Origin of the sequence: Corallococcus macrosporus (assembly GCF_017302985.1) — a bacterium.
GTDB lineage: Bacteria > Myxococcota > Myxococcia > Myxococcales > Myxococcaceae > Corallococcus > Corallococcus macrosporus_A.
Window position 1 is genome coordinate 1,961,006 of record NZ_JAFIMU010000007.1, and the last position, 18,625, is coordinate 1,979,630.

18 protein-coding genes are annotated in these 18,625 nt (G+C 70.7%); 7 read left to right on the top strand and 11 right to left on the bottom strand.

The genetic code is table 11. The features are described 5' to 3' along the window. Positions 1 to 128 precede the first annotated feature (128 nt). Positions 129 to 1,109 (top strand): GntR family transcriptional regulator, encoded by a 981-nt coding sequence (locus JYK02_RS20325; RefSeq protein WP_207053312.1) that lies wholly within the window; start codon positions 129 to 131, stop codon positions 1,107 to 1,109. On the opposite strand, the gene JYK02_RS20330 is transcribed toward JYK02_RS20325, so the two are convergent. Next, on the bottom strand, positions 1,093 to 1,926 hold the full coding sequence (locus JYK02_RS20330; RefSeq protein WP_207053314.1) for an oxidoreductase: 834 nt from the start codon (positions 1,924 to 1,926) through the stop codon (positions 1,093 to 1,095). The genes JYK02_RS20325 and JYK02_RS20330 overlap by 17 nt on opposite strands. An 87-nt stretch (positions 1,927 to 2,013) precedes the next feature. Between JYK02_RS20330 and JYK02_RS20335 the strand changes: the two genes are divergently transcribed. Next, positions 2,014 to 2,910: a LysR family transcriptional regulator gene (locus JYK02_RS20335; protein WP_207053316.1), complete on the top strand. Its 897-nt coding sequence runs from the start codon at positions 2,014 to 2,016 to the stop codon at positions 2,908 to 2,910. Here the strand turns inward: JYK02_RS20335 and JYK02_RS20340 are convergent. Beyond that, entirely contained in the window at positions 2,888 to 3,733 is an 846-nt protein-coding gene (locus JYK02_RS20340) for a DUF5131 family protein (protein WP_207053318.1), read from the bottom strand. The genes JYK02_RS20335 and JYK02_RS20340 overlap by 23 nt on opposite strands. 40 nt (positions 3,734 to 3,773) lie before the next feature. After that, entirely contained in the window at positions 3,774 to 4,424 is a 651-nt protein-coding gene (locus JYK02_RS20345; RefSeq protein WP_207053319.1) for an SRPBCC family protein, read from the bottom strand. A gap of 161 nt (positions 4,425 to 4,585) precedes the next feature. On the opposite strand from JYK02_RS20345, the gene JYK02_RS20350 reads away from it, so the two are divergent. Next, positions 4,586 to 6,079, top strand: coding sequence for an HAD-IG family 5'-nucleotidase (locus tag JYK02_RS20350; protein WP_207053321.1), 1,494 nt, complete (start codon positions 4,586 to 4,588; stop codon positions 6,077 to 6,079). A gap of 20 nt (positions 6,080 to 6,099) precedes the next feature. On the opposite strand, the gene JYK02_RS20355 is transcribed toward JYK02_RS20350, so the two are convergent. After that, positions 6,100 to 6,558, bottom strand: coding sequence for a DUF2267 domain-containing protein (locus JYK02_RS20355; RefSeq protein WP_207053323.1), 459 nt, complete (start codon positions 6,556 to 6,558; stop codon positions 6,100 to 6,102). A gap of 242 nt (positions 6,559 to 6,800) precedes the next feature. On the opposite strand from JYK02_RS20355, the gene JYK02_RS20360 reads away from it, so the two are divergent. Together JYK02_RS20360 and JYK02_RS20365 are read left to right on the top strand one after the other, a co-directional pair. Continuing rightward, the gene (locus tag JYK02_RS20360; protein ID WP_431603485.1) at positions 6,801 to 7,289 is read left to right on the top strand and encodes a hypothetical protein; all 489 of its coding nucleotides are present in this window, start codon (positions 6,801 to 6,803) and stop codon (positions 7,287 to 7,289) included. 200 nt (positions 7,290 to 7,489) lie between these two features. Then, positions 7,490 to 7,786, top strand: a complete 297-nt coding sequence (locus tag JYK02_RS20365; RefSeq protein WP_207053327.1) for a hypothetical protein — start codon at positions 7,490 to 7,492, stop codon at positions 7,784 to 7,786. 98 nt (positions 7,787 to 7,884) lie between these two features. Here the strand turns inward: JYK02_RS20365 and JYK02_RS20370 are convergent, their stop codons facing one another. Together JYK02_RS20370 and JYK02_RS20380 are read right to left on the bottom strand one after the other, a co-directional pair. Then, positions 7,885 to 8,487, bottom strand: a complete 603-nt coding sequence (locus tag JYK02_RS20370) for a transglycosylase SLT domain-containing protein (RefSeq protein WP_242588818.1) — start codon at positions 8,485 to 8,487, stop codon at positions 7,885 to 7,887. 72 nt (positions 8,488 to 8,559) lie between these two features. After that, the gene (locus JYK02_RS20380) at positions 8,560 to 9,732 is read right to left on the bottom strand and encodes a S1 family peptidase (protein ID WP_347402534.1); all 1,173 of its coding nucleotides are present in this window, start codon (positions 9,730 to 9,732) and stop codon (positions 8,560 to 8,562) included. Positions 9,733 to 9,977: 245 nt separating this feature from the next. On the opposite strand from JYK02_RS20380, the gene infC reads away from it, so the two are divergent. Continuing rightward, positions 9,978 to 10,760 carry a translation initiation factor IF-3 gene (gene infC / locus JYK02_RS20385; protein WP_431603486.1) on the top strand — a complete coding sequence of 261 codons (783 nt, stop codon included), beginning with the start codon at positions 9,978 to 9,980 and terminating at the stop codon, positions 10,758 to 10,760. Between the two features lie 137 nt (positions 10,761 to 10,897). Here infC and JYK02_RS20390 read toward each other — a convergent pair whose 3' ends face one another. The 5 genes from JYK02_RS20390 to JYK02_RS20410 form a co-directional block, all read right to left on the bottom strand. Further along, the gene (locus JYK02_RS20390) at positions 10,898 to 12,343 is read right to left on the bottom strand and encodes a sialidase family protein (protein WP_207053330.1); all 1,446 of its coding nucleotides are present in this window, start codon (positions 12,341 to 12,343) and stop codon (positions 10,898 to 10,900) included. 153 nt (positions 12,344 to 12,496) lie between these two features. Further along, positions 12,497 to 13,840: a DHA2 family efflux MFS transporter permease subunit gene (locus tag JYK02_RS20395; protein ID WP_242589095.1), complete on the bottom strand. Its 1,344-nt coding sequence runs from the start codon at positions 13,838 to 13,840 to the stop codon at positions 12,497 to 12,499. 409 nt (positions 13,841 to 14,249) lie between these two features. Beyond that, on the bottom strand, positions 14,250 to 14,783 hold the full coding sequence (locus JYK02_RS20400; protein ID WP_242588820.1) for a hypothetical protein: 534 nt from the start codon (positions 14,781 to 14,783) through the stop codon (positions 14,250 to 14,252). Positions 14,784 to 14,792: 9 nt separating this feature from the next. Next, positions 14,793 to 15,176, bottom strand: coding sequence for a hypothetical protein (locus JYK02_RS20405; protein ID WP_207053334.1), 384 nt, complete (start codon positions 15,174 to 15,176; stop codon positions 14,793 to 14,795). Positions 15,177 to 15,181: 5 nt separating this feature from the next. Further along, positions 15,182 to 16,075: a hypothetical protein gene (locus JYK02_RS20410; protein WP_207053335.1), complete on the bottom strand. Its 894-nt coding sequence runs from the start codon at positions 16,073 to 16,075 to the stop codon at positions 15,182 to 15,184. 344 nt (positions 16,076 to 16,419) lie between these two features. Between JYK02_RS20410 and JYK02_RS20415 the strand changes: the two genes are divergently transcribed. Then, positions 16,420 to 18,387, top strand: a complete 1,968-nt coding sequence (locus tag JYK02_RS20415) for a M3 family metallopeptidase (protein ID WP_242589096.1) — start codon at positions 16,420 to 16,422, stop codon at positions 18,385 to 18,387. Positions 18,388 to 18,625: the final 238 nt, after the last annotated feature.

The window sequence follows — 18,625 nt, forward strand, 5'->3', positions numbered from 1 at the left end:
CCGACAGTCGGACAGGTTTGTGGCGTGAGGCACCCAGGGGTGGCCGGCCACGAGGACGGTGGGCCCGCGCATCCATGTCAGACCCCTCTGGTTGGATGCGCGTGGCGTGGGTGAGGAGGAGGACGGTGATGGAGCGGGTGGGACGCGTGGCGTACGTGGAGGAGCAACTCGAGCGCTACATTTCGCTGGGGATGCTGCCGAGGGGGCAGTTCGCCTCGGAAGAGAAGCTGGCGCGTGAGTTCAACTGCTGCCGGGGCACTGTGCGCGAGGCGTTCCGGCGACTGGCGGCGCGAGGCCTGGTGGTGAAGCACCCCGGTCGCAAGACGCGCGCGGTGGCGCTGGATGAGTCGCTGACGCTGGAGAACCTGGGCCTGGCGCTGCATCACCGGCACACCGAGGAGGGCCGGCGGCTTTTTGAGGGCTTCTTCAGCCTCAAGCGTCAGGTGCTGGTGGAGCTGCTGGCCGACTGCTGCACGAAGGCCTCCGCGTCGCAGGTGGGCCAGTTGGAGTCCGTCTGTTACGCGCTCTCGGACGCGGCGCGCTGGGAGCCTGGTACCCGCTGCGCGCAGCTGGAATTCGAATTGCTGCGGCTGGCGGCCCATGCGGCTGCGCGTCCCGGGCATCTGCTCCTCATCCAGTCACTGCAACGGGCCCTGCGAGGCAACGCGGCCCGGCTGCTGTCCTTCATGGGCGGAGAGTCGCTGCGCGAGTGGGCCCGCTGCGCGATGCACGCCCTCGGCGAGCGCGATGTGGGAACGCTCCAGCACCAGTTGCCGGCGCTGATGAAGGCTTGCGATGAGGGCGTGCTGGACGCTTTTGCTCCTGCACCTCGGGAGGCTGCACTTCCTGAGGAGCCCGAAGCCACCGCGCCAGCCTCCTCTCAAGATGGGGCTTTGGAGGTACGCCCCTGCGTGGAGGAGGCGGTCCCCCTGGCGCCGGACGGTGGGGAGTGTGCCGGGAAACGTGACACTCCTGGCCTTGGGCCACCTGTCCGACTGGCGGACAGGTGGAGGCGATTCGTCCACGGAGGGTGGCCTCCCGCCCGAGCTTCGACCCACCGGCTCCCGTGGACGAGACCGCGGGGCCGTGTGGCTAGAACCCCATCGTGAGTGCGAGCTGCTCCGTGCGGTCCATGTCCGAGGCCACCTGCGCCAGCTTCTCGCGGATGGAGCCGGGTGCGTCCGTTCCCAGGAAGAGCCGCAGCGTCGGGACTCCCGCCGCCACCGCGTCCACGATGGCCTTCGCGGCCTTCCGTGGGTCCCCGGGCTGCGTGCCCGCGGACTGGGCCACCCAGGCTCTCGTGGGGCCCATCGACTCCGCGTAGGCAGGCAGCTCCGGCATCGACCGGAACCCGGGGCCCAGCAGGTTCGTGCGAAACATCCCCGGCTCCACGAGGAGCACCTTCACCCCGAACGGCGCGATCTCCTTCGCCAGCGCCTCGGAGATGCCTTCCAGTGCGTGCTTCGCCGCGCTGTAAGCCCCCGCGCCCGGGTACCCGACCAGCCCGGTCAGACTCGAGACCTGCACGATGATGCCCGTCCGCCGCTCGCGCATGTGCGGCAGCACCGCTCGCGTCATCGACACCGCTCCGAAGAAGAGCGGCTCGAATATCGCTCGCAGCTCCGCTTCGCTCGTTTCCTCCAACGCTCCCAACACCGAGTAGCCCGCGTTGTTCACCAGCACGTCGATGGCCCCGAAGCGCTTCAGCGCCGCGGTGATGGACTCCTGCACCTGCTCTGGCTTCGTCACGTCCAGTTGGAGCGCGAGCACCCGGTCCGGGGCCCTCGCCACCAGGTCATCCAGCTTCCGCGGGTCTCGCGCCGTCGCGACCACGCGCTCGCCCCTGGCGATGACCTCTTCCACGATGTGCCTGCCGAACCCCGTTGACGACCCCGTGACGAACCAGACCCTGCTCTGTGCGTTCATGACTGCCTCCCTGGGCCCTTACCTATGGCCCTCCCCTCCGCTCCGAAACGCGTCGTCTCTGCATTCACTTTGTAGTTACGCTAAGGAATGCGCGACGACCTCTCCGGCCTCATGGCGTTCCTCGCGGTGGCTCGCAGGCGGAGCTTCACCGCCGCGGCGACGGAGCTCCGGGTCACTCCTTCGGCGGTGAGCCAGAGCCTCCGGGCCCTCGAGGAACGCGTCGGGGTGCGGCTCCTCCAGCGCACCACGCGCAGCGTCGGGCTCACCGAAGCCGGCACGCGGTTCCTCTCCCGGCTCGAGCCCGCGATGCTCGGCGTGCAGGACGCCTTCGAGTCCCTGAGCGAGCTTCGCGGCCGGCCCGCCGGCCTCCTGCGTCTGACCCTGCCTCGCTATGGCTACCAGGAGGTACTTGGTCCGCGCCTCGCGGAGTTCCTCACCGCCCATCCCGACATCCGCGTGGACATCCAGTTGGACGACGCGCTCGTCAACATCGTCCAGCAGGGCTTCGATGCGGGCTTCCGCTTCGGCGAGCTCGTGGAGCGCGAGATGATCGCCATCCCGGTGAGCGGTGACATCCCCATGTTCGTGGTGGGGGCGCCGTCGTACCTGGCGGCTCGAGGCAAGCCGAAGCACCCTCGCGACCTGCGCGACCACGACTGCGTCAACTACCGCAGCCGGACCACCGGCGGCATCCTCCCCTGGGGCCTCACCGACGACGGCAAGCGCATCGACGTCGCCGTCGTGGGCCGCGTGGTGGTGGATGACGCGGAGCTGGTGCTGGATGCCGCCGTCGCCGGGCTGGGGCTCGCCTATGTGCCGGAGAGCCGCGCCCGGAAGCTGCTCGCGGAGAAGCGCCTGGTGCGAGTGCTCGAGGCGTACTCCCCCACCCTCCCCGGCTTCTTCCTCTACTACCCGAGCCGGGCCCACGTGCCGCTCAAGCTCAAGGCGCTCATCGACTTCTTCAAGCTGAAGCGGCGGCGCTGATCACGGACAGCGCGGGCGGCGCCAGCCACGGGGCCGCCAGCGCTTCGGCCTCCTCCAGCAACCGCAGGCGCCGGGACTCCTCGGGGAACGGCGCCACCGTGCTCCGGGGGAGCGCGTCGTACGTGCGCCCGTCCAGCACCCGCCCCGCCGCCGCCTTGCGCTTGCCGCCCCACTGCTTGAAGAAGAAGGCGACGCCCGCCGCGGCGCACTGCTCGCGCACGGAGCGCACCCAGTCCGGGTCCAGCGGCCGGGCCTTCGCGCCGCTCTCTCCGCCGACAATCACTCCGTCCACGCCGGTGAAGTCCACCGTGCCCAGGTCCTCCAGCAGCGGCTCGATGGACAGGAACCGCACCCTCGCGGGCGTGGCTTGCAGGTGCTTCACTCGCGGCAGGCCGTACTTCCGGTCCTCCACGCTCACGCCCCACCACACGTTCGGCAGCCTCGCCGCGAACGCGAGCCGCGTGGACAAGAGCCGCTGCATCCGCTCCGCGCGCTTCGTCAGCACCTGGAACGTGTGCCAGCCCGCCAGCGCCATCACCCGCGCCACCGTTTCGATGTACGCCTCCGGGACTTCGTCCAGGAAGAGGTCGCTCATCGAGTTCACGAACACGCGCTTGGGCGCCTTCCAGCGCAGCGGCTCGGCGAGCTTGCCTGGAATCAACTTCAGGTCGAAGCCCTGCTCATACGGGTGGCCCGGCACGCCCCGGAAACGCTCCGCGAAGGTTTCCGCGTAGCAGTGCTTGCACCCGGGGCTCAGCTTCACGCAGCCGCGCACCGGGTTCCACGTCGCATCCGTCCACTCGATCTTGGAGTTGTCAGCCATGGCGTCCGGATGGAACACCCGGCCTGGTTGCCTCCATCCCCTACTTCGCGGGAGGCGTCTCGGGCACGGTCAGCGACTTCGCGCGCTTCTCCACCGCGCGCAGCGTGTCCACCACCGCGTCCTTCTGCCCCACGTTGGCCAGGAACCCGGGGATGGAGCCGGCCGGGTCCACCGTGAACTTGTAGACGACCCAGGAGGTGCCCTCGCCCTTCGGCTCCACCCTCCAGCTGCCCTCGTTCAGCCGCAGGCGCACCACGTCCCTCCTGGCGGGGAACGCGTCCGGCTCCGCCTTCCAGCGCTGCTGGTAGACGCCCGTCCCGTCCGGCGCGACCTTCGACTCCGTCACCACGTGGCAGATGTAGTCCCGTGACGACACCACCGGCAGGTCCAGCCGCGTGTACGTGAGCCGCCCGCCGTCGTCCGTGGGCCGCACCACCCGCGACTCCTTCACGTAGGGCATGAAGAGCCGGTACGACTCCTGGTCCTCCAGCGTCGCCTGGATTTGCGCCGCGCTCGCCTTGAGCTCCCCTTCCGCCCAGATGTCCTTGGCCTTCGTCCCCGGGCGGGGCCGCACCTTGATGAGGAAGGGCGTCGTCGCCACCGTCTCCCATTCCTGTGCCCCCGCCACGCCCGCCGCCAGCACCGCGCCCGCCACCAGGGCCGCGCCCCACCGTCGCGTCATTCCCAACATGTGTCCGCCCTCCGGTCCCGCGCGCTTCCCGGCCCTTCGCGGCGCGTGCGGCACCTGTATCCCATCTTTCCGACACCTGGACGACCCGGGCCTGCCCACGAGCTGACGCGGACACACGGGCCGCTCGACTTTGCGTGGAAGCCTTGGCAAGCCTTGCTCCCATGCGTCCTCACTTCTCCGGTCCCCCGCCCGAGCGCGGCCTGTTCTGCAACCGCACCCTCAACATGCGCGCCATCAAGGCCGTGGGCTACGACATGGACTACACGCTCATCCACTATCGGGTGGAAGCGTGGGAACGCCGCGCCTACGAGTACATTCGCGACCGGCTGGTGGAACAGGGCTGGCCCGTGGCCGACCTGACGTTCGATCCGATGCTCGCCATCCGCGGGCTCATCATCGACACGGCCAAGGGCAACCTCCTCAAGGCCAACCGCTTCGGCTTCGTGAAGAAGGCCCTCCACGGCAGCCGCCCCATGGACTTCGAGTCCCAGCGCGAGGCCTACAACCGCACCGTCATCGACCTGGCGGACCGGCGCTGGGTGTTCCTCAACACGCTCTTCTCCCTCTCCGAGGCCTGCATCTACGCGCAGCTCGTGGACCGCCTGGACGCCGGCCAGCTCCCCGGCCCCATGGGCTACGCGGACCTCTACGAGCACGTGCGCAAGAACCTGGACGCCACGCACATGCAGGGGCGCCTCAAGGCGGAAATCATCGCGGACCCCGAGCGCTACGTCATCGACGACCCGGAGACGCCGCTCGCGCTGCTGGACCAGAAGAACGCGGGCAAGAAACTGCTGCTCATCACCAACAGCGAGTGGGCCTACACGGAGCCCATGATGCACTTCGCCTTCGACCGGCACCTGCCCGAAGGCATGACCTGGCGCCAGCTCTTCGACGTCGTCATCGTCAGCGCGCGCAAGCCCGAGTTCTTCACCACCCGCTCCACCCTCTTCGAGGTGGTGGAGGCCAACGGCGAGGCGCTGCTGCGTCCGCACTCCGGACCGCTGGACAAGTACAAGCCCTACTTCGGCGGCAGCGCGCTGGAGCTGGAGCGGCACCTGGGCCTGTCCGGCGACGAAATCCTCTACGTGGGCGACCACATGTTCGGCGACGTGCACGTCACCAAGAACGTGCTGCGCTGGCGCACCGCGCTCATCCTGCGCGAGCTGGAGGACGAGGTGCGCGCCATCGCCGCGTTCCGAGCCACCGAGGTGCGCATTGGCGAGCGCATGCTCCAGAAGGAGCGCCTGGAGGCGGAGAGCTGCCAGGTGCGCCTGGAGCTGCAGCGCCGCCGCCACCAGTACGGCCCCCGCACGGACGTCGCGGAAGCGGACCTCGTCACGCGCCTCACGGAGCTGCGCACGGAGCTGGAGGCGCTGGACGCGGAGCTGGGCCCCATGGCCCGCGCGGCGGGCGAGCTGTCCAACCCGCACTGGGGCCTGCTCACCCGCGCCGGCAACGACAAGAGCCACCTGGCGCGGCAGGTGGAGCGCTACGCGGACATCTACACGTCGCGCGTGAGCAACTTCCTCTTCGCCACGCCGTTCGTGTACCTGCGCAGCCCGCGCGGCAGCCTCCCGCACGACCCCAGCCTCCCCGGCGGCACCCCGGTGTTCACCACCGGGGACGGCGCGGGCAGCGGCCCCACGGAGTAGGTCAGCGGCCCGGCTGGCGCCTACTGCGTGAGGCGCCAGAGGGCCTGCAGGTCCGCGGGGAGGTTGCTCGCGACCTTGTCCGCCTCGCCTTCCGTAATCTGGTCCTGGAAGGCGCGCAGCACCGCGCGGATCACCACCTCCGCCTTCTCCACGGGCATCTGGAGGTCGTCCGCGACGGTCGCGACCATCTCCTCGCGGCCGAAGCGGTGGGGGCGCGGGGGGCGCTCGTCCGGGGGCGGCAGGAACTCCACCAGCATCCGGGGCAGCTGGGCCTCCAGGTTGCGCGCCCCGTTGGGCATGAGCCGCCGCTCCAGCGCGCTCAGCACCGACACGGCGGCGCACTCGGCGAGCGCGGGGGGCAGGGCGCTCAGGTCGCACAGGTGGTGGAGGAACGCCGCGTAGGTGGCACGGACGTGGGCTTCGTGGCGCCGCGCGTGGCGCTCCTGCTTCTCGGTGTCGGTTTCGTGGGCCTGGGCCATGGGCACACCTCGGGCGAAAGGGGGGACGGGACCTCCCGGAAGGTGGGCACCGGAACCCCGCTCAGCGCCGGGCAGGCAGGCGGGCCCCACCCCCAGACGCCCCACCCCCGCCCGGCCGCCGGGGGAATCTTCAAGAAATGCCGGGGGTTACTGAACACGTGTCCAGACCTCCGAACGGAGGGGGACCTGGCGGAGCCGGGCGTGAACCGGGCATGTCAGACCCCTCGCGTAGAAATGATCGCGTGAGCCACTCGACCCCGCCATCGTCTCCGTCGCGAGTCCTGGAGCAGCGCAACCTCCTGGGAGGCCTGGACCTCCTGCCCGTGATGAGCCGGGGCAAGCGCGCGCGTCAGTTCCACGTGCCCACGGAGAAGAAGCTGGGGTTCGCGGCCGCGCTGGCGCTGGTGGTGGAGCACGGGCGGGAGAAGGCCAAGGAGACGGGCACCACGTCCATGACGCGCTGCCCGCGCTGCGGCCACGTGGGGCCCACGGAGCAGGACTTCGGCTTCCGCATCATGAGCCGGGGCCAGCGCCGTCCGCAGTCCTGGTGCCGAGGCTGCCGCGGCCAGCACCTGGAGCCGGTGAACGCCTCCCAGCCCCGCCCCGAGGACGGCTGGCTGTTCCCGCCGGAGCCCGCGACCAAGCAGAAGGCCAAGGCGAAGACGGCGGGCAAGTCCGGCAAGCCCAAGGCGAAGAAGCGCGCCCGCCGCGACAACGAAGACCTCACCTGAGCCAGGCGTTCCCCTCTTGGTACCGGCCGCATCCGGCGTGATTCCCGCTCTGCGGGACACCGCCGCCCGCGTGCCCCCTGTCATCCCGCGCCACCGGGCGCCCGCGTCCCGGATGCTCCTGGAGCGTCCCCTGTCCCGCCCGTCGCCAGGGATGGCATCACTCCGCCGGGGTCCCTACCTCCATCTCAAAGGAGGACTTCATGTCCGTGCGGACCCGAGTGGCAGGTATCAAGAACAAGCGACGCGTGGATCCCCATGCGGCCCAGGCCAGCGTGCAGGCCAGCAATGGGCGCAAGACGCTGCCTCATGACGAGGCGTTGGCGCAGATGATGGAGAAGGCCTTGAAGCGCGTGACGCTCGGCCCGGCCGCCAGCGACCACGGCCCCCGGCGCAACAACCGGGGCACGGGGCTGCGGGGGCGCAAGAAGGCCCCCAGCCAGATGCACATCAAGCGCGCGGGCGGCCCGCGCGACCGCTCCCGGCTGCACGGGGGCTAGAGCGCGGATGCCTCGGAAATGACGACGCCCCGCGTGGGAGGCGAGAACGCCTTCCACCGCGGGGCGCGGTGCGTCTGGCGGGCTTTGAGGCGCGCCGGTCAGTAACCGACGTAGCCGCTGCCGCTGTTGAGACCCTGGATGCCGGGGACGTTGGACACGGAGCCGTAGCGGGCGATGGAGTAGCGGACGCCCGCGATGATGTTGTCCACCGGGTTGCGGATGTTGTCGTGGCCCGGGAGCTTGTAGGCGTCGAACGTCGGCTGGATGGTCTGCATCAGTCCGATGGACGGCGTGCCCTTCTGGGCGTTGGAGTCCCAGTTGTTGATGGCGTTCGGGTTCCCGCTGGACTCGTGCTGGATGATCTTCGCGATGTCCTGGGGGTTCATCTTGTCCGTCGGGACGCCGTTGGCCTTGAGGATGTCCATGGCCTGCTTGATCCAGTCACCGACCTGGCCCGGGGGCACGTCACCCACGGCCTGCGAGCCCTGCGTCTGCTGCGTCCCGCCCGTCAGGTTGGGCCCGTTGGAGGTGCCCTGCGCCTGGAACTCGTCCTTGCTGCCCGGGATGTTGAGCGTCGCCCCGGCGTAGATGAGGTCCTTGTTGGTGATGTTCGGGTTCGCCTTCACCAGCGAATCCACGTCCGTGTTGTAGCGCTTGGCCAGCGCGCTCAGCGTGTCGCCCGACTTGATCTTGTAGTCCATGGGGGGAAGGACCTTTGTGATTGCCGAAAACGTCGATGCCTGATTCTCGGAAGTTGGTTCGGGGAGTTTCGCCTACACTTGCGGTTTTGTAGGTGCTTTCACGCACCAGAGCAGTCCCAGCAGGACGGCGAGTGTCACCCCCAGGCCGCCGGGGCCGCTGGCGCACCCGCTGGCCTCCCCGGGATTGCCGTCCCCGGGTGTCCCGGGGTCGACAGTGGCTTCACAGGGGGTGAAGCAGCGGCAGGCGTCGTCGCCGTCCACCTCCAGCCGGGCGCACACGCCCCGGTCGCCGCAGGCGGCGTCCTCCGAGCAGGTCCCGCCATAGGTCCCGGCCTGGAGCGCGGGCAGGAGGCACCGGGCGGGTGCGTCCCCGGCGCTGACGCACAGGAGTCCGGAGGGGCAGTCCGCGTCGCTGGCGCAGGCCTCCTGGCAGAGGGCGTCCAGGGGGAACGGGGAGGCCGGGGCCGGGGGCGGGGCCTCCTCCAGGAAGGGGCGGAGGAAGTCCCCCAGGGCGTCCACCCGCACCTGGACGGCCTCCGTCCGGCAGGCCACGTCGCCGCTGACGGTGAGGCCCAGGAGGAGCTCGTTCCCGGGCGGGCCTCCCAGCACCGGGCCTCCGCTGTCCCCCACGCAGGTCATGGCCGGAGCGGGGCCGGCCTGGAAGGCGCTGGCGGTGACGCCCGTCACCTGGAGCCCCCCCTGGCGCCGCTGGCCCGAAGGCCTGGACGCGTCCTTCGTGTCCCCGTAGCCCACCGCCCGCACGGGGTCTCCCGGCGCCACCGGGGCGTCGCTCCCCCCGGGGAGCCGGAAGGGCGGGACGTCCGTTACCGGCACCGCCAGCCTCAGGAGCGCGGCGTCCCAGGCGTGCGTGGCCGGGACATAGCCCGGGTGGGCCACCGCCCGGGTGACCCGCACGAACCGCCCGCCGGGGCCCGGCTCCGGGAGCAGCGTGGGCCCCAGGAAGACCTCATAGGGCCCCGCCTCCCCGAAGACGGCCAGGCAGTGCGCCGCCGTCAGCACCACGTCCGGGGCGATGAGGGCTCCCGAGCACAGGAGCACGGGCGCCTCGCCTCCGCAGCGTGTGCGCCGGGCCACCAGCGCCACCGCCGCCCCGTCCCCGGGTGCGTCCGTGCCCTGGACGAGACCCGGACTCCGGGTGTGGAAGACCTGCCCGGGGGGCTCGCGAGCAGCCGGGCCACAGGCAGGCAGGCAGCCGAGCAGCAGGCAGGCGTGGAGCGCAACCACCCCCGGGGGTCGGCATCCTGTCCGTTGCCGAGCGGACGCGGTGGACCGTTTCGCCATGGGGCGCATCATAGGCAACAGGGGTCATGGGAATGGGGGGTGCCCCGCGTTACCTTGCCCCCGGGGGACGTGAACCGGATAGAGTCCGTTGCACGTCTCCCTGCCCCGAGGGGCGGAAGGCTTGTCTGCCTGCCTTCTCCGCCGGAGGGGACTGCCACATCGAGTGGCCCGCCACATCTTCACGGGTGGTGGGTCTGCAACCCTTTTTGGAGGATGTTCACATCATTCGCGAACAGAGAAACAGCAGCCGGGGTCCCAACAGGGACCAGAGAACCAACCGCCGCATCCGCGCGCGGGAAGTCCGTGTCGTGGGCTCCGACGGTTCGCAGCTCGGGGTCATGACCATCGAGGCGGCCCTGGAAAAGGCCCGCTCCGAGTCGCTCGACCTGGTCGAAGTCAGCCCGATGGCCAAGCCGCCGGTCTGCAAGATCATGGACTACGGCAAGTTCAAGTACGAGGAGAAGAAGAAGGCCTCGGACGCGAAGCGCACGCAGGTGGTCATCCAGCTCAAGGAAGTGAAGCTCCGTCCCAAGACGGAGGAGCACGACTACGAGTTCAAGGTGCGCAACACCCGCCGGTTCATCGAAGAGGGCAACAAGGCCAAGGTCGTCATCCAGTTCCGCGGGCGTGAAATCACGCACAAGGAGTTGGGCAGCGCCATCCTCGATGACGTCATCAAGGACCTGAAGGACGTGGCGGTGGCGGAGCAGCTGCCGCGCATGGAAGGCCGGCAGATGTACATGATCCTGGCCCCCACGCCGAAGGTCGCGCAGAAGGCGCGCGAGCAGGCGCGGCAGGCCGCGGCGGCCGCCCGCAAGTCCCCGCCTCCTGGCGCTGGCAAGAAGCCCCAGGCGCCGGGTGCGCCGGGTGCGGACGCTGCCTCCACGGCCCCGGTCGACGCCGACGGCGGTGGCGACAACGACGCCGACGACACGGACGAAGCGCCGGACGCCGCGCCCGCGACGACGTAAGCCTCACGGGACGCGCAAGGCGTCTCCCCTCACCGGGAGACGCGCCTACGGGCGGTGCCCCTCGGAAGCTGTTCCGAGGAGACCGCCCGCGTTCGTTTCCGCCCTACCGCGCGCCGTCCAGGGTACGCCCTGCCCCGCTAGCCGGGCAGGACCCGGGCGCGCCGGCGGCGGCCCCACTCCATCAGGATGAACGTCACGCCCACCGCGAGCATCGCGCTGGCCCCGCCACACCCGGCGGCCATCGCCTGCTGGGAGGCGGTCGTCGCGCCGCTCACCAGCGTGCCGGGGTCCTGCGGCGGCTCGAAGGAGCCCGAGCCTCCCGTGGCGGTGAGCTGGCGGTCGTCGTCCGCCGGGGCCTGCTTCGCCGCGACGGCCTGCGACTTGAGCGACGACGCGCTGGTGGAGAAGAAGGACAGCCGGTAGCTGGAGCCGGAGGACGGCTCGATGCCGAAGAAGCACACCAGCGGCACGCCCGAGGGCAGCACGTCCGGCGCCGACGGGTAGCCCGCGAAGCCGGACACGGACGCGAGCTCCTTGCCCGCCCCCGGCTTCCCGCTGGAGGACAGCGCGCGGACCCACAGCCGGTAGCCGGAGCCATCGCTGCGCGGCTGGTTGTAGAAGAGGTACAGGCTGCTGCCGGAGCGCACGAGCGCGGGCTGCGTGGCCCAGTCCCCATCCTCCAGCACCCTCACCGCGGAGCCGAAGCTGCTGCCGTTGAAGCGGCGGTACACCAGCCGCTCCGAGTTGTCCTTGTAGACCAGGTGCAGGCCGCCGTTGCCGTCCGCCACCGCGCTCATCGCGGCGCCGTGGTAGATACCGTCGGAGAAGGCCGTGCGCGTGGAGGACCACGTGGACACGGCCGCGCTGTCGTCGCGGATCCGGTAGCGCGTGCTGTCGCGCCCGTCATGCGAGCTCCACAGCATCATCATCCGGTTGCCCAGGCTGATGAGCCGCCCGCCGCCGCGCTTGGAGATGTCACGCGCGAGCGCGGACTGCGTGCGGAAGGTGACGCCGCCGTCGCTGCTCACGGAGATGGCCAGTGTGTTGCTGCCGTCCTTCTCCCGGAAGAAGGCCTGCACCCAGAGCCGGCCCTTGGAGTCGCGCGCCAGCTCCGCTCGGTAGTACGCGGTGCTGGAGCTGGTGGAGTCGAAGACGCGCACGGGCTTGTCCGGCAGCCAGTGGTTGCGGGACGCGCTGTAGCGCCACCACTGGAAGTACACGTCGCGGGACGTGGAGCCGCCGATGCCCTGGCTGTCCGGCGTCTCCACCGCGTAGACCAGCGCCACGTCCCGGCCCACCGCCACCAGGTCCGCGCGGTCGTAGGTGGAGCCGTCGTGGATGACGCCCTCCTGCTTCCAGCTGCCGCCGCCGTTGTCGCTGCGGAACAGGCGCAGGCCGTGCCCGTCCTGTCCGCCCTGCTGCACGGCCGCGAGCAGCACGGAGCCCTCGCTGCGGGACACGCGCACGATGTGCCGGTGCGCGGGCAACGTCAGCGCGTTGCCGCCCCGCACCGGAATGGCCGTGGGCGGTGTCGCCGCCGTCATGCCCGCCAGCAGTACGCCTGTGAGTGCAGCCCAACCCATTCCCACCCCCTCCGTTGGTTTCCTCGCCGGGAAACTGGTCGGCGGGGAGGGATGAAAGAAGCTGGGAAAAAGAGTTTCTGCCTGCTCGCCTGCTCCACGACGGGGGCTGACGCGGAAGCCTTGCGACGCGAGGGGCGTCGTTTGCTGGACGCTTCAGCCTCGCGCCGCGGCCCGGCCACCGATGTGTTCGCCCGCATCTGGACGAAGCCGGCGGAAGAGCGGCCCGGCCAGCGACGACACCATGCCGATGGCGAGGAACGGCAGCACGAAGCGCTCCGGCGTGAGACGCACGTCCCCGCCGCCGCGCGCCACGTGCAGCATCAGGCCGCCGAAGCTGATGCCCACGCTCAGCGCCATCTGCTGCGTCACCACCGCGATGGTGGAGCCGTTGCTCACCGACTCCCTGGGGAGGTCCGCGTAGGCCACCGTGTTGGTGGCGGTGAACTGCAGCGAGCGCATGAAGCCGCTGCACACCAGCGTGGCGATGATGAACGGGATGGGCGTCCCCAGCCCGAAGAAGGCGGGCACGGCCGTCAGCGCGGCGGTGAGCAGGTTGGAGGCGATGAGCGTCTGACGGAAGCCCACGCGGCGGATGAGCGCGGGCGCCACCGGCTTGCACATGAAGGCGCCCAGCCCCGTCCCGATGGTGACGAGCCCCGCCTCCAGCGGCCCCCACCCCAGGGCCACCTGGAAGAGCAGCGGCAGGAGGAAGGGCGTCGCCCCCAGGCCGATGCGCACCAGCGCGCCGCCCACCATGCTGGCGCGGAAGGTGTCCACCTTGAACAGGCGCAGGTTGAGCACCGGGTGTGGCGTGCGCAGCGCGTGCCGCACGAAGGCCACGAGCGCCCCCACCGCCACCAGCGTGATGCCGGCCTGCACGGGCCACGGCACCAGGCCGATGCCCACCGTCTCCGCCGCGCCCATCAGCGCGGTGATGGCCACCACGGCGATGGCGAAGCCCTTCGTGTCGAAGGGGCCCGGGTCCGGCTGCTTCAGCGGGGGCACGAAGCGCGCCACGGCCCACATGCCCAGGAGGCCCACCGGCACGTTGATGAAGAAGATCCACGGCCAGTCCGCGACGCCCAGGATGAAGCCCGCGAGCGGCGGCCCCAGCAGCGGCCCCACCAGCGCGGGCATGGTGAACCAGCTCATCGCGGACACCAGCTTCTCGCGCGGCGCCGAGTTGACGACGATGAGCCGCCCCACGGGCGTCATCAGCGCGCCGCCCAGCCCCTGGAGCGTGCGGGAGGCGACGAGCTGCGCGAGCGTCTGGGAGAAGCCGCACAGCACGGAGCCCGCGAGGAACACGACCATGGCGGTCATGAAGACGCGGCGCGGGCCGAAGCGGTCGGCGATCCACCCGCTCGCGGGCGCGAGCACCGCCAGGGCCAGGATGTACGACGTCAGCGCGAGCTTGAGGTGGACGGGGTCCGTGCCGAACGCCACGGACAGCGTGGGCAGCGCGGTGGACAGCGCCGTGGAGTCCAGGAACTCCATGAACAGCGCGCTGGCGACCGCGATGGAGGCCAGCCGGGTGCCTCGGGAGGAGGAGGTACTGGAGGGCCCGGTGGAAGCAGTCGCGGTGGAAACAGACACGTCCCTTCCTATGCACATGCCACGCCGGGTCTGTCACGCCCGTGTGAAGGGCGCGCCGCGCACGGCAGAAGCGCTTGTACTCCCAGCGCGCAGCGATGGAGGCCCACCGGTGAAGAGGACACGGCACCCGGTCCGGAGAGCGGGCGAGCAGGCACGCGGGTCATGGACGCCCGGACCGGCGGGCTCCCTCCGGCCCCACCCGGCCTCAACGGGTCCGACTGTCGGACCCGTTCGTGCCGCCCGGCCAGGCACCAGCGCCCCGGTCACCGCGGTTGCCCAACCTGTCCGACTGTCGGACAGGTTCAGGGCGTCAGGGCTCCGGGGGCTCGTTCCGGGCAGCCTCGGCCAGGGTGCGGGCTTCTTCCCGCAGCTCGCCCAGCCGGACGCGGTGGCGCTGGAGCAGCGCGTCCACCTGGCCGACGCGGACCTGGTCCCCGCGCGCCTTCGCCTCCTGCCGCTCGCCCTCCAACCGGGACACGTCCCGGCCCAGCAGCGTGGCGATGTGCTCCGTCTTCTCCAGCTTCCAGCGTGCCGTCTGGGGCTGTTCCTCGACGATGGGGTCGTTCGCCTGCGGCGGCGCGTTGGCCACCTCCGGCTCCGGCGGCACGTCTCCGGGAGCGGGCGGCACCACCGTGGCGGGGCGGGGCGCGGGCTCCGGCGTCCGCACCGGCACCGCGCGCTTCGGCGCGACCTGGGCGGCCGTCACCGGGCCGGCTTCCCGGGCCGCGGGCGCGGCGGAAGGGGAATGCTCCTCCCGGGCCGGCCACAGCAGCAGTACGGCGACGAGCGCGGCCACCAGCACGCCCACGCCCCCCAGCATCACCCGTTCCCGGTTCCGCATCATCCACTCCCCCTACAGCCGAAGGCGCCAGCCATCACCCTGGCGCTCCACCCGGAAGAGGAACGGCTCCGCGCGCTCCGTTCCTCCCTGCGACACGCGCGCCCGCACGAGCACCGCGTCCGGGTCGCGCCCGTCCACCTTCGCGTCGAGCACGTCCACCAGGCCCATGCCGTGTTCGCGCAGGTCCTTCACCGTCTCCTCGCACGGAGGCACGCCCTGCCCGGTCACCAGCATGGGGCCCAGCACCGCGCAGTCCCCGGACGGCAGGGCCTGGAAGAAGCGGCGCACGGCCGCCTCTCCGGCCTCCGCCTTGGAGGACGTCGTCGAAGTGCAGCCGAGCGCGGCGAGCCACAGCCCCACCGCCCCCACCGCGTGCCTCACCGCGCGCCGTCCCATCCGCTTCAGTAGCAGTTGGGCGCGAACAGCTCGTCGTCCGACGCGGACATGAACTGGTCATCGCAGTAGCCCGACGCCAGCACGTGGCCGTTGCGGACGCAGCCGTCGTGGTTGGTGGCGTCCAGCGTGTACTGGGTGTCGCCGCCGCACCCGCCGCCGCAGCGGCCGAAGCAGTTGCCCATCACCTTGGGGCGCGACCAGTGGTCCGGCTCGCCGCACACCCAGGTGCCGCCGTTCAGGTAGTACTCGTCGCCGCTGCACGTCGTGTGGTCACCCAGCTGGGCGATCTGCTGGTTGCGCGCGTTGTCGAAGCCGCCCACGTTGCAGTCGTGCTTCGCGTACGAGTACCAGTTGTACGTGCCGCCACAGCTGCCCGTGTTCCTGCCACCGCACTTCGCGTAGCTGCACAGCATCGTGTAGCCGCGGCCCTGCTCGCCCATCACGGTGCGCTTGAGCGTGACGCTCGTGGGCTGCTGCGCCCACAGGCCCACCGCGCGGCGCAGGTACATGGCCTCCGGCGCCGCCGCGTCACCCTGCGGCAGGCCCTGGTTGAGCGCCCCGTAGAACGCGCTCAGCGTCTGCCGGTCCTGGCCCACCACCTGCGTGTCCTGCACGTTCGCGTCCGCGAAGCCGTCCAGCGTGGACACGCCCGACGCCGGGTCCATCAGGCCCGTCAGCGTCATGCCGTGCATGCGCACCTCCAGGCGGTACACCCCGGGCTCCACCTCGCGCGAGGCGAAGGACACCGTCTGCCCGTCGTGCGCCCAGGTGCCCTCGGTCACGCCCGTCCCGGAGGTGAGGGACAGCCCCTCGGGGGATGCCGGCGAAGCCTCCGTGCCCGCGCCACCACAGCCCCACAGCAGCAACGCCGCGACCGCACCACCCAGTGCCTTGCGCATCCGTTTCACCCTCCGGCCAGGACAACTTCCAAGAATTCGAGGCGAGCGCGGAATTACCGGGCGACTGGACGGGACTCAAGGCGGGGTGCGTCAGGCAGGGCCCCCGGGCCTTCGGGCGCTACCGGAGGGCCGCCTGGCTGTTCACGGCGGACAGGCGCGGAGGGGCGGGGATGTGGCATGACGGGCCCGCGAAGCAGGTCGTTTCCCCAGTGGAGGAAGTCCCCTTGAGAATCCCCGCGCTCACCGTGGTGGCGGCGCTCGCCGCGACGGGTTGCTCCAACGGCAGCATCACGCAGAACCGCGAGGCCATGGCCCGCATCGCGGCCAACACGGCGAAGCCCCAGATGGCGCCCGCCAAGGGCTCCGAGTCCCTGGCCGGCACGCCGGACGCTTTCAAGGCCCTGTGCAAGGCGGACCTGGAGCGCGCGCAGGCGCAGGTGGCCGCGCTGAAGAAGCTGGATCCGAAGAAGAGCGGCCAGGACGTCCTCAAGGCGTACGACGAGGCGCAGACGGCCATCCTCAACGCGGCCAACCGCTCCAGCCTCACGCACGAGGTGCACCCGGACGCCGCCATGCGCGACGCGTCCCGCGAGTGCGAGCAGCAGGTGGACGCGGCCAGCGTGGCGCTGTCGCAGGACCGCGGCGTCTATGACGCGCTGTCGCTGGTGGACCTGTCCAAGGCGGACGCGGCCACGCAGCACTGGGTGAGCCGCACGCTGCTGGACTTCCGCCGCGCGGGCGTGGACCGGGACGACGCCACGCGCGCCCAGGTGAAGACGCTCAACGAGGAGATTCTGAAGCTGGGCCAGCAGTTCGGGCAGAACATCGCGGAGGACACGCGCAGCGTGGCCTTCACGCCCAAGGACCTGGACGGGCTGCCGGAGGACTACAAGAAGGCGCACGCGCCCGGCGCGGACGGCAAGGTGGTCATCACCAGCAACTACCCGGACTACTTCCCGTTCATGACGTACGCGAAGAACGCGAAGGCGCGCGAGAAGCTGTGGCGCACCTACCGTCAGCGCGCGTTCCCCAAGAACCAGGCGGTGCTCGCGCAGCTCATCGAGAAGCGCAACGCGCTGGCGAAGCTGCTGGGCTACGACAGCTACGCGGCCTTCACGACCGAAACGCGCATGACGCGCACGCAGCAGGCGGCGGCGGACTTCATCGACCAGTTGGCGCAGGCCACGGAGGCCCGCGCGAAGAAGGAGATGGCGGACCTGCTGGCTCGCAAGAAGAAGGACGTGAAGGGCGCCACCGTGGTGGAGCCCTGGGACCAGGACTACTACGAGGACCGGCTGCGCGCGGAGAAGTTCGGGTTCGACTCGCAGGCGGTGCGGCCCTACCTGGAGTACGCGCGGGTGAAGGACGGCGTCATGGGCATCACCTCCAGCCTGTGGGGGGTGGCCTTCCAGCCGGTGAAGGACGCGAAGACGTGGCACGCCGACGTGGAGGCGTACGACGTGGTGGACAACGGCAAGCCGCTGGGCCGCATCTACCTGGACATGCACCCGCGCGACGACAAGTACAAGCACGCGGCGCAGTTCGACCTCGTCACCGGTGAAGAGAACAAGCGGCTGCCGGAGGCCGTGCTGGTGTGCAACTTCCCGCGCCCCGGCGACCTGATGACGCACGACGAGGTGGGCACGTTCTTCCACGAGTTCGGCCACCTGATGCACACCATCTTCTCCGGCCACCAGAAGTGGACGCCCATCTCCGGCATCTCCATGGAGCGCGACTTCGTGGAGACGCCGTCCATGCTCTTGCAGCAGTGGGCGGAGCAGCCGGAGGTGCTCAAGAGCTTCGCCAAGCACCACGAGACGAACGAGCCCATCCCCGCGGAGCTGGTGGAGAAGCTGCGCGCGTCGAAGGAGTTCGGCCAGGGCCTGTACGCGCGCCGCCAGCTGTTCCTGTCCGCGGTCAGCCTCCAGTACTACTCGCGCGCGCCGGGCTTCGACACGACCGCGGTGCTCGCGGAGCTGCAGAAGAAGCTGTCCCCCTTCCGTCACGAGTACCGCGACGGCACCCACTTCGAGCTCGCCTTCGGGCACCTGGATGGGTACTCGGCCGCGTACTACACGTACCTCTGGTCCTCCGTCATCGCGAAGGACCTGGAGACGAAGTTCCAGGAGGCGGGCTACCTGGACCGCGACACGGCCATGCACTACCGCAAGACGGTGCTGGAGCCCGGCGGCTCCAAGCCCGCCGCGGATCAGGTGAAGGACTTCCTCGGCCGGCCGTACGCCTTCGACGCCTACCGCGCGTACCTCGACGGCACCGCGAAGACGACGGGCACCGCCAAGGAAACGAAGTAGTCGCTGTCGCTGCATGAAGCGCCGCGCGCCGCCTGCCCCGTCCTCCGGGGCAGGAGTCGGCGCGCGGTGCCTTCGCGGTCCACGGGCACTGCCCTGCCGCGGAACTCCCCTTCCCCACCCTGTCCCCCGCGCAGGCCCATCCCCGCCCCGGGGACGGAGCCTGGCGTCGCCCTGTCGTCACGCGGGCGCTGGTGAGGGTCTTGCTTTGAAGCGCGCCCGCCGGGGCCTTCCAACGGCC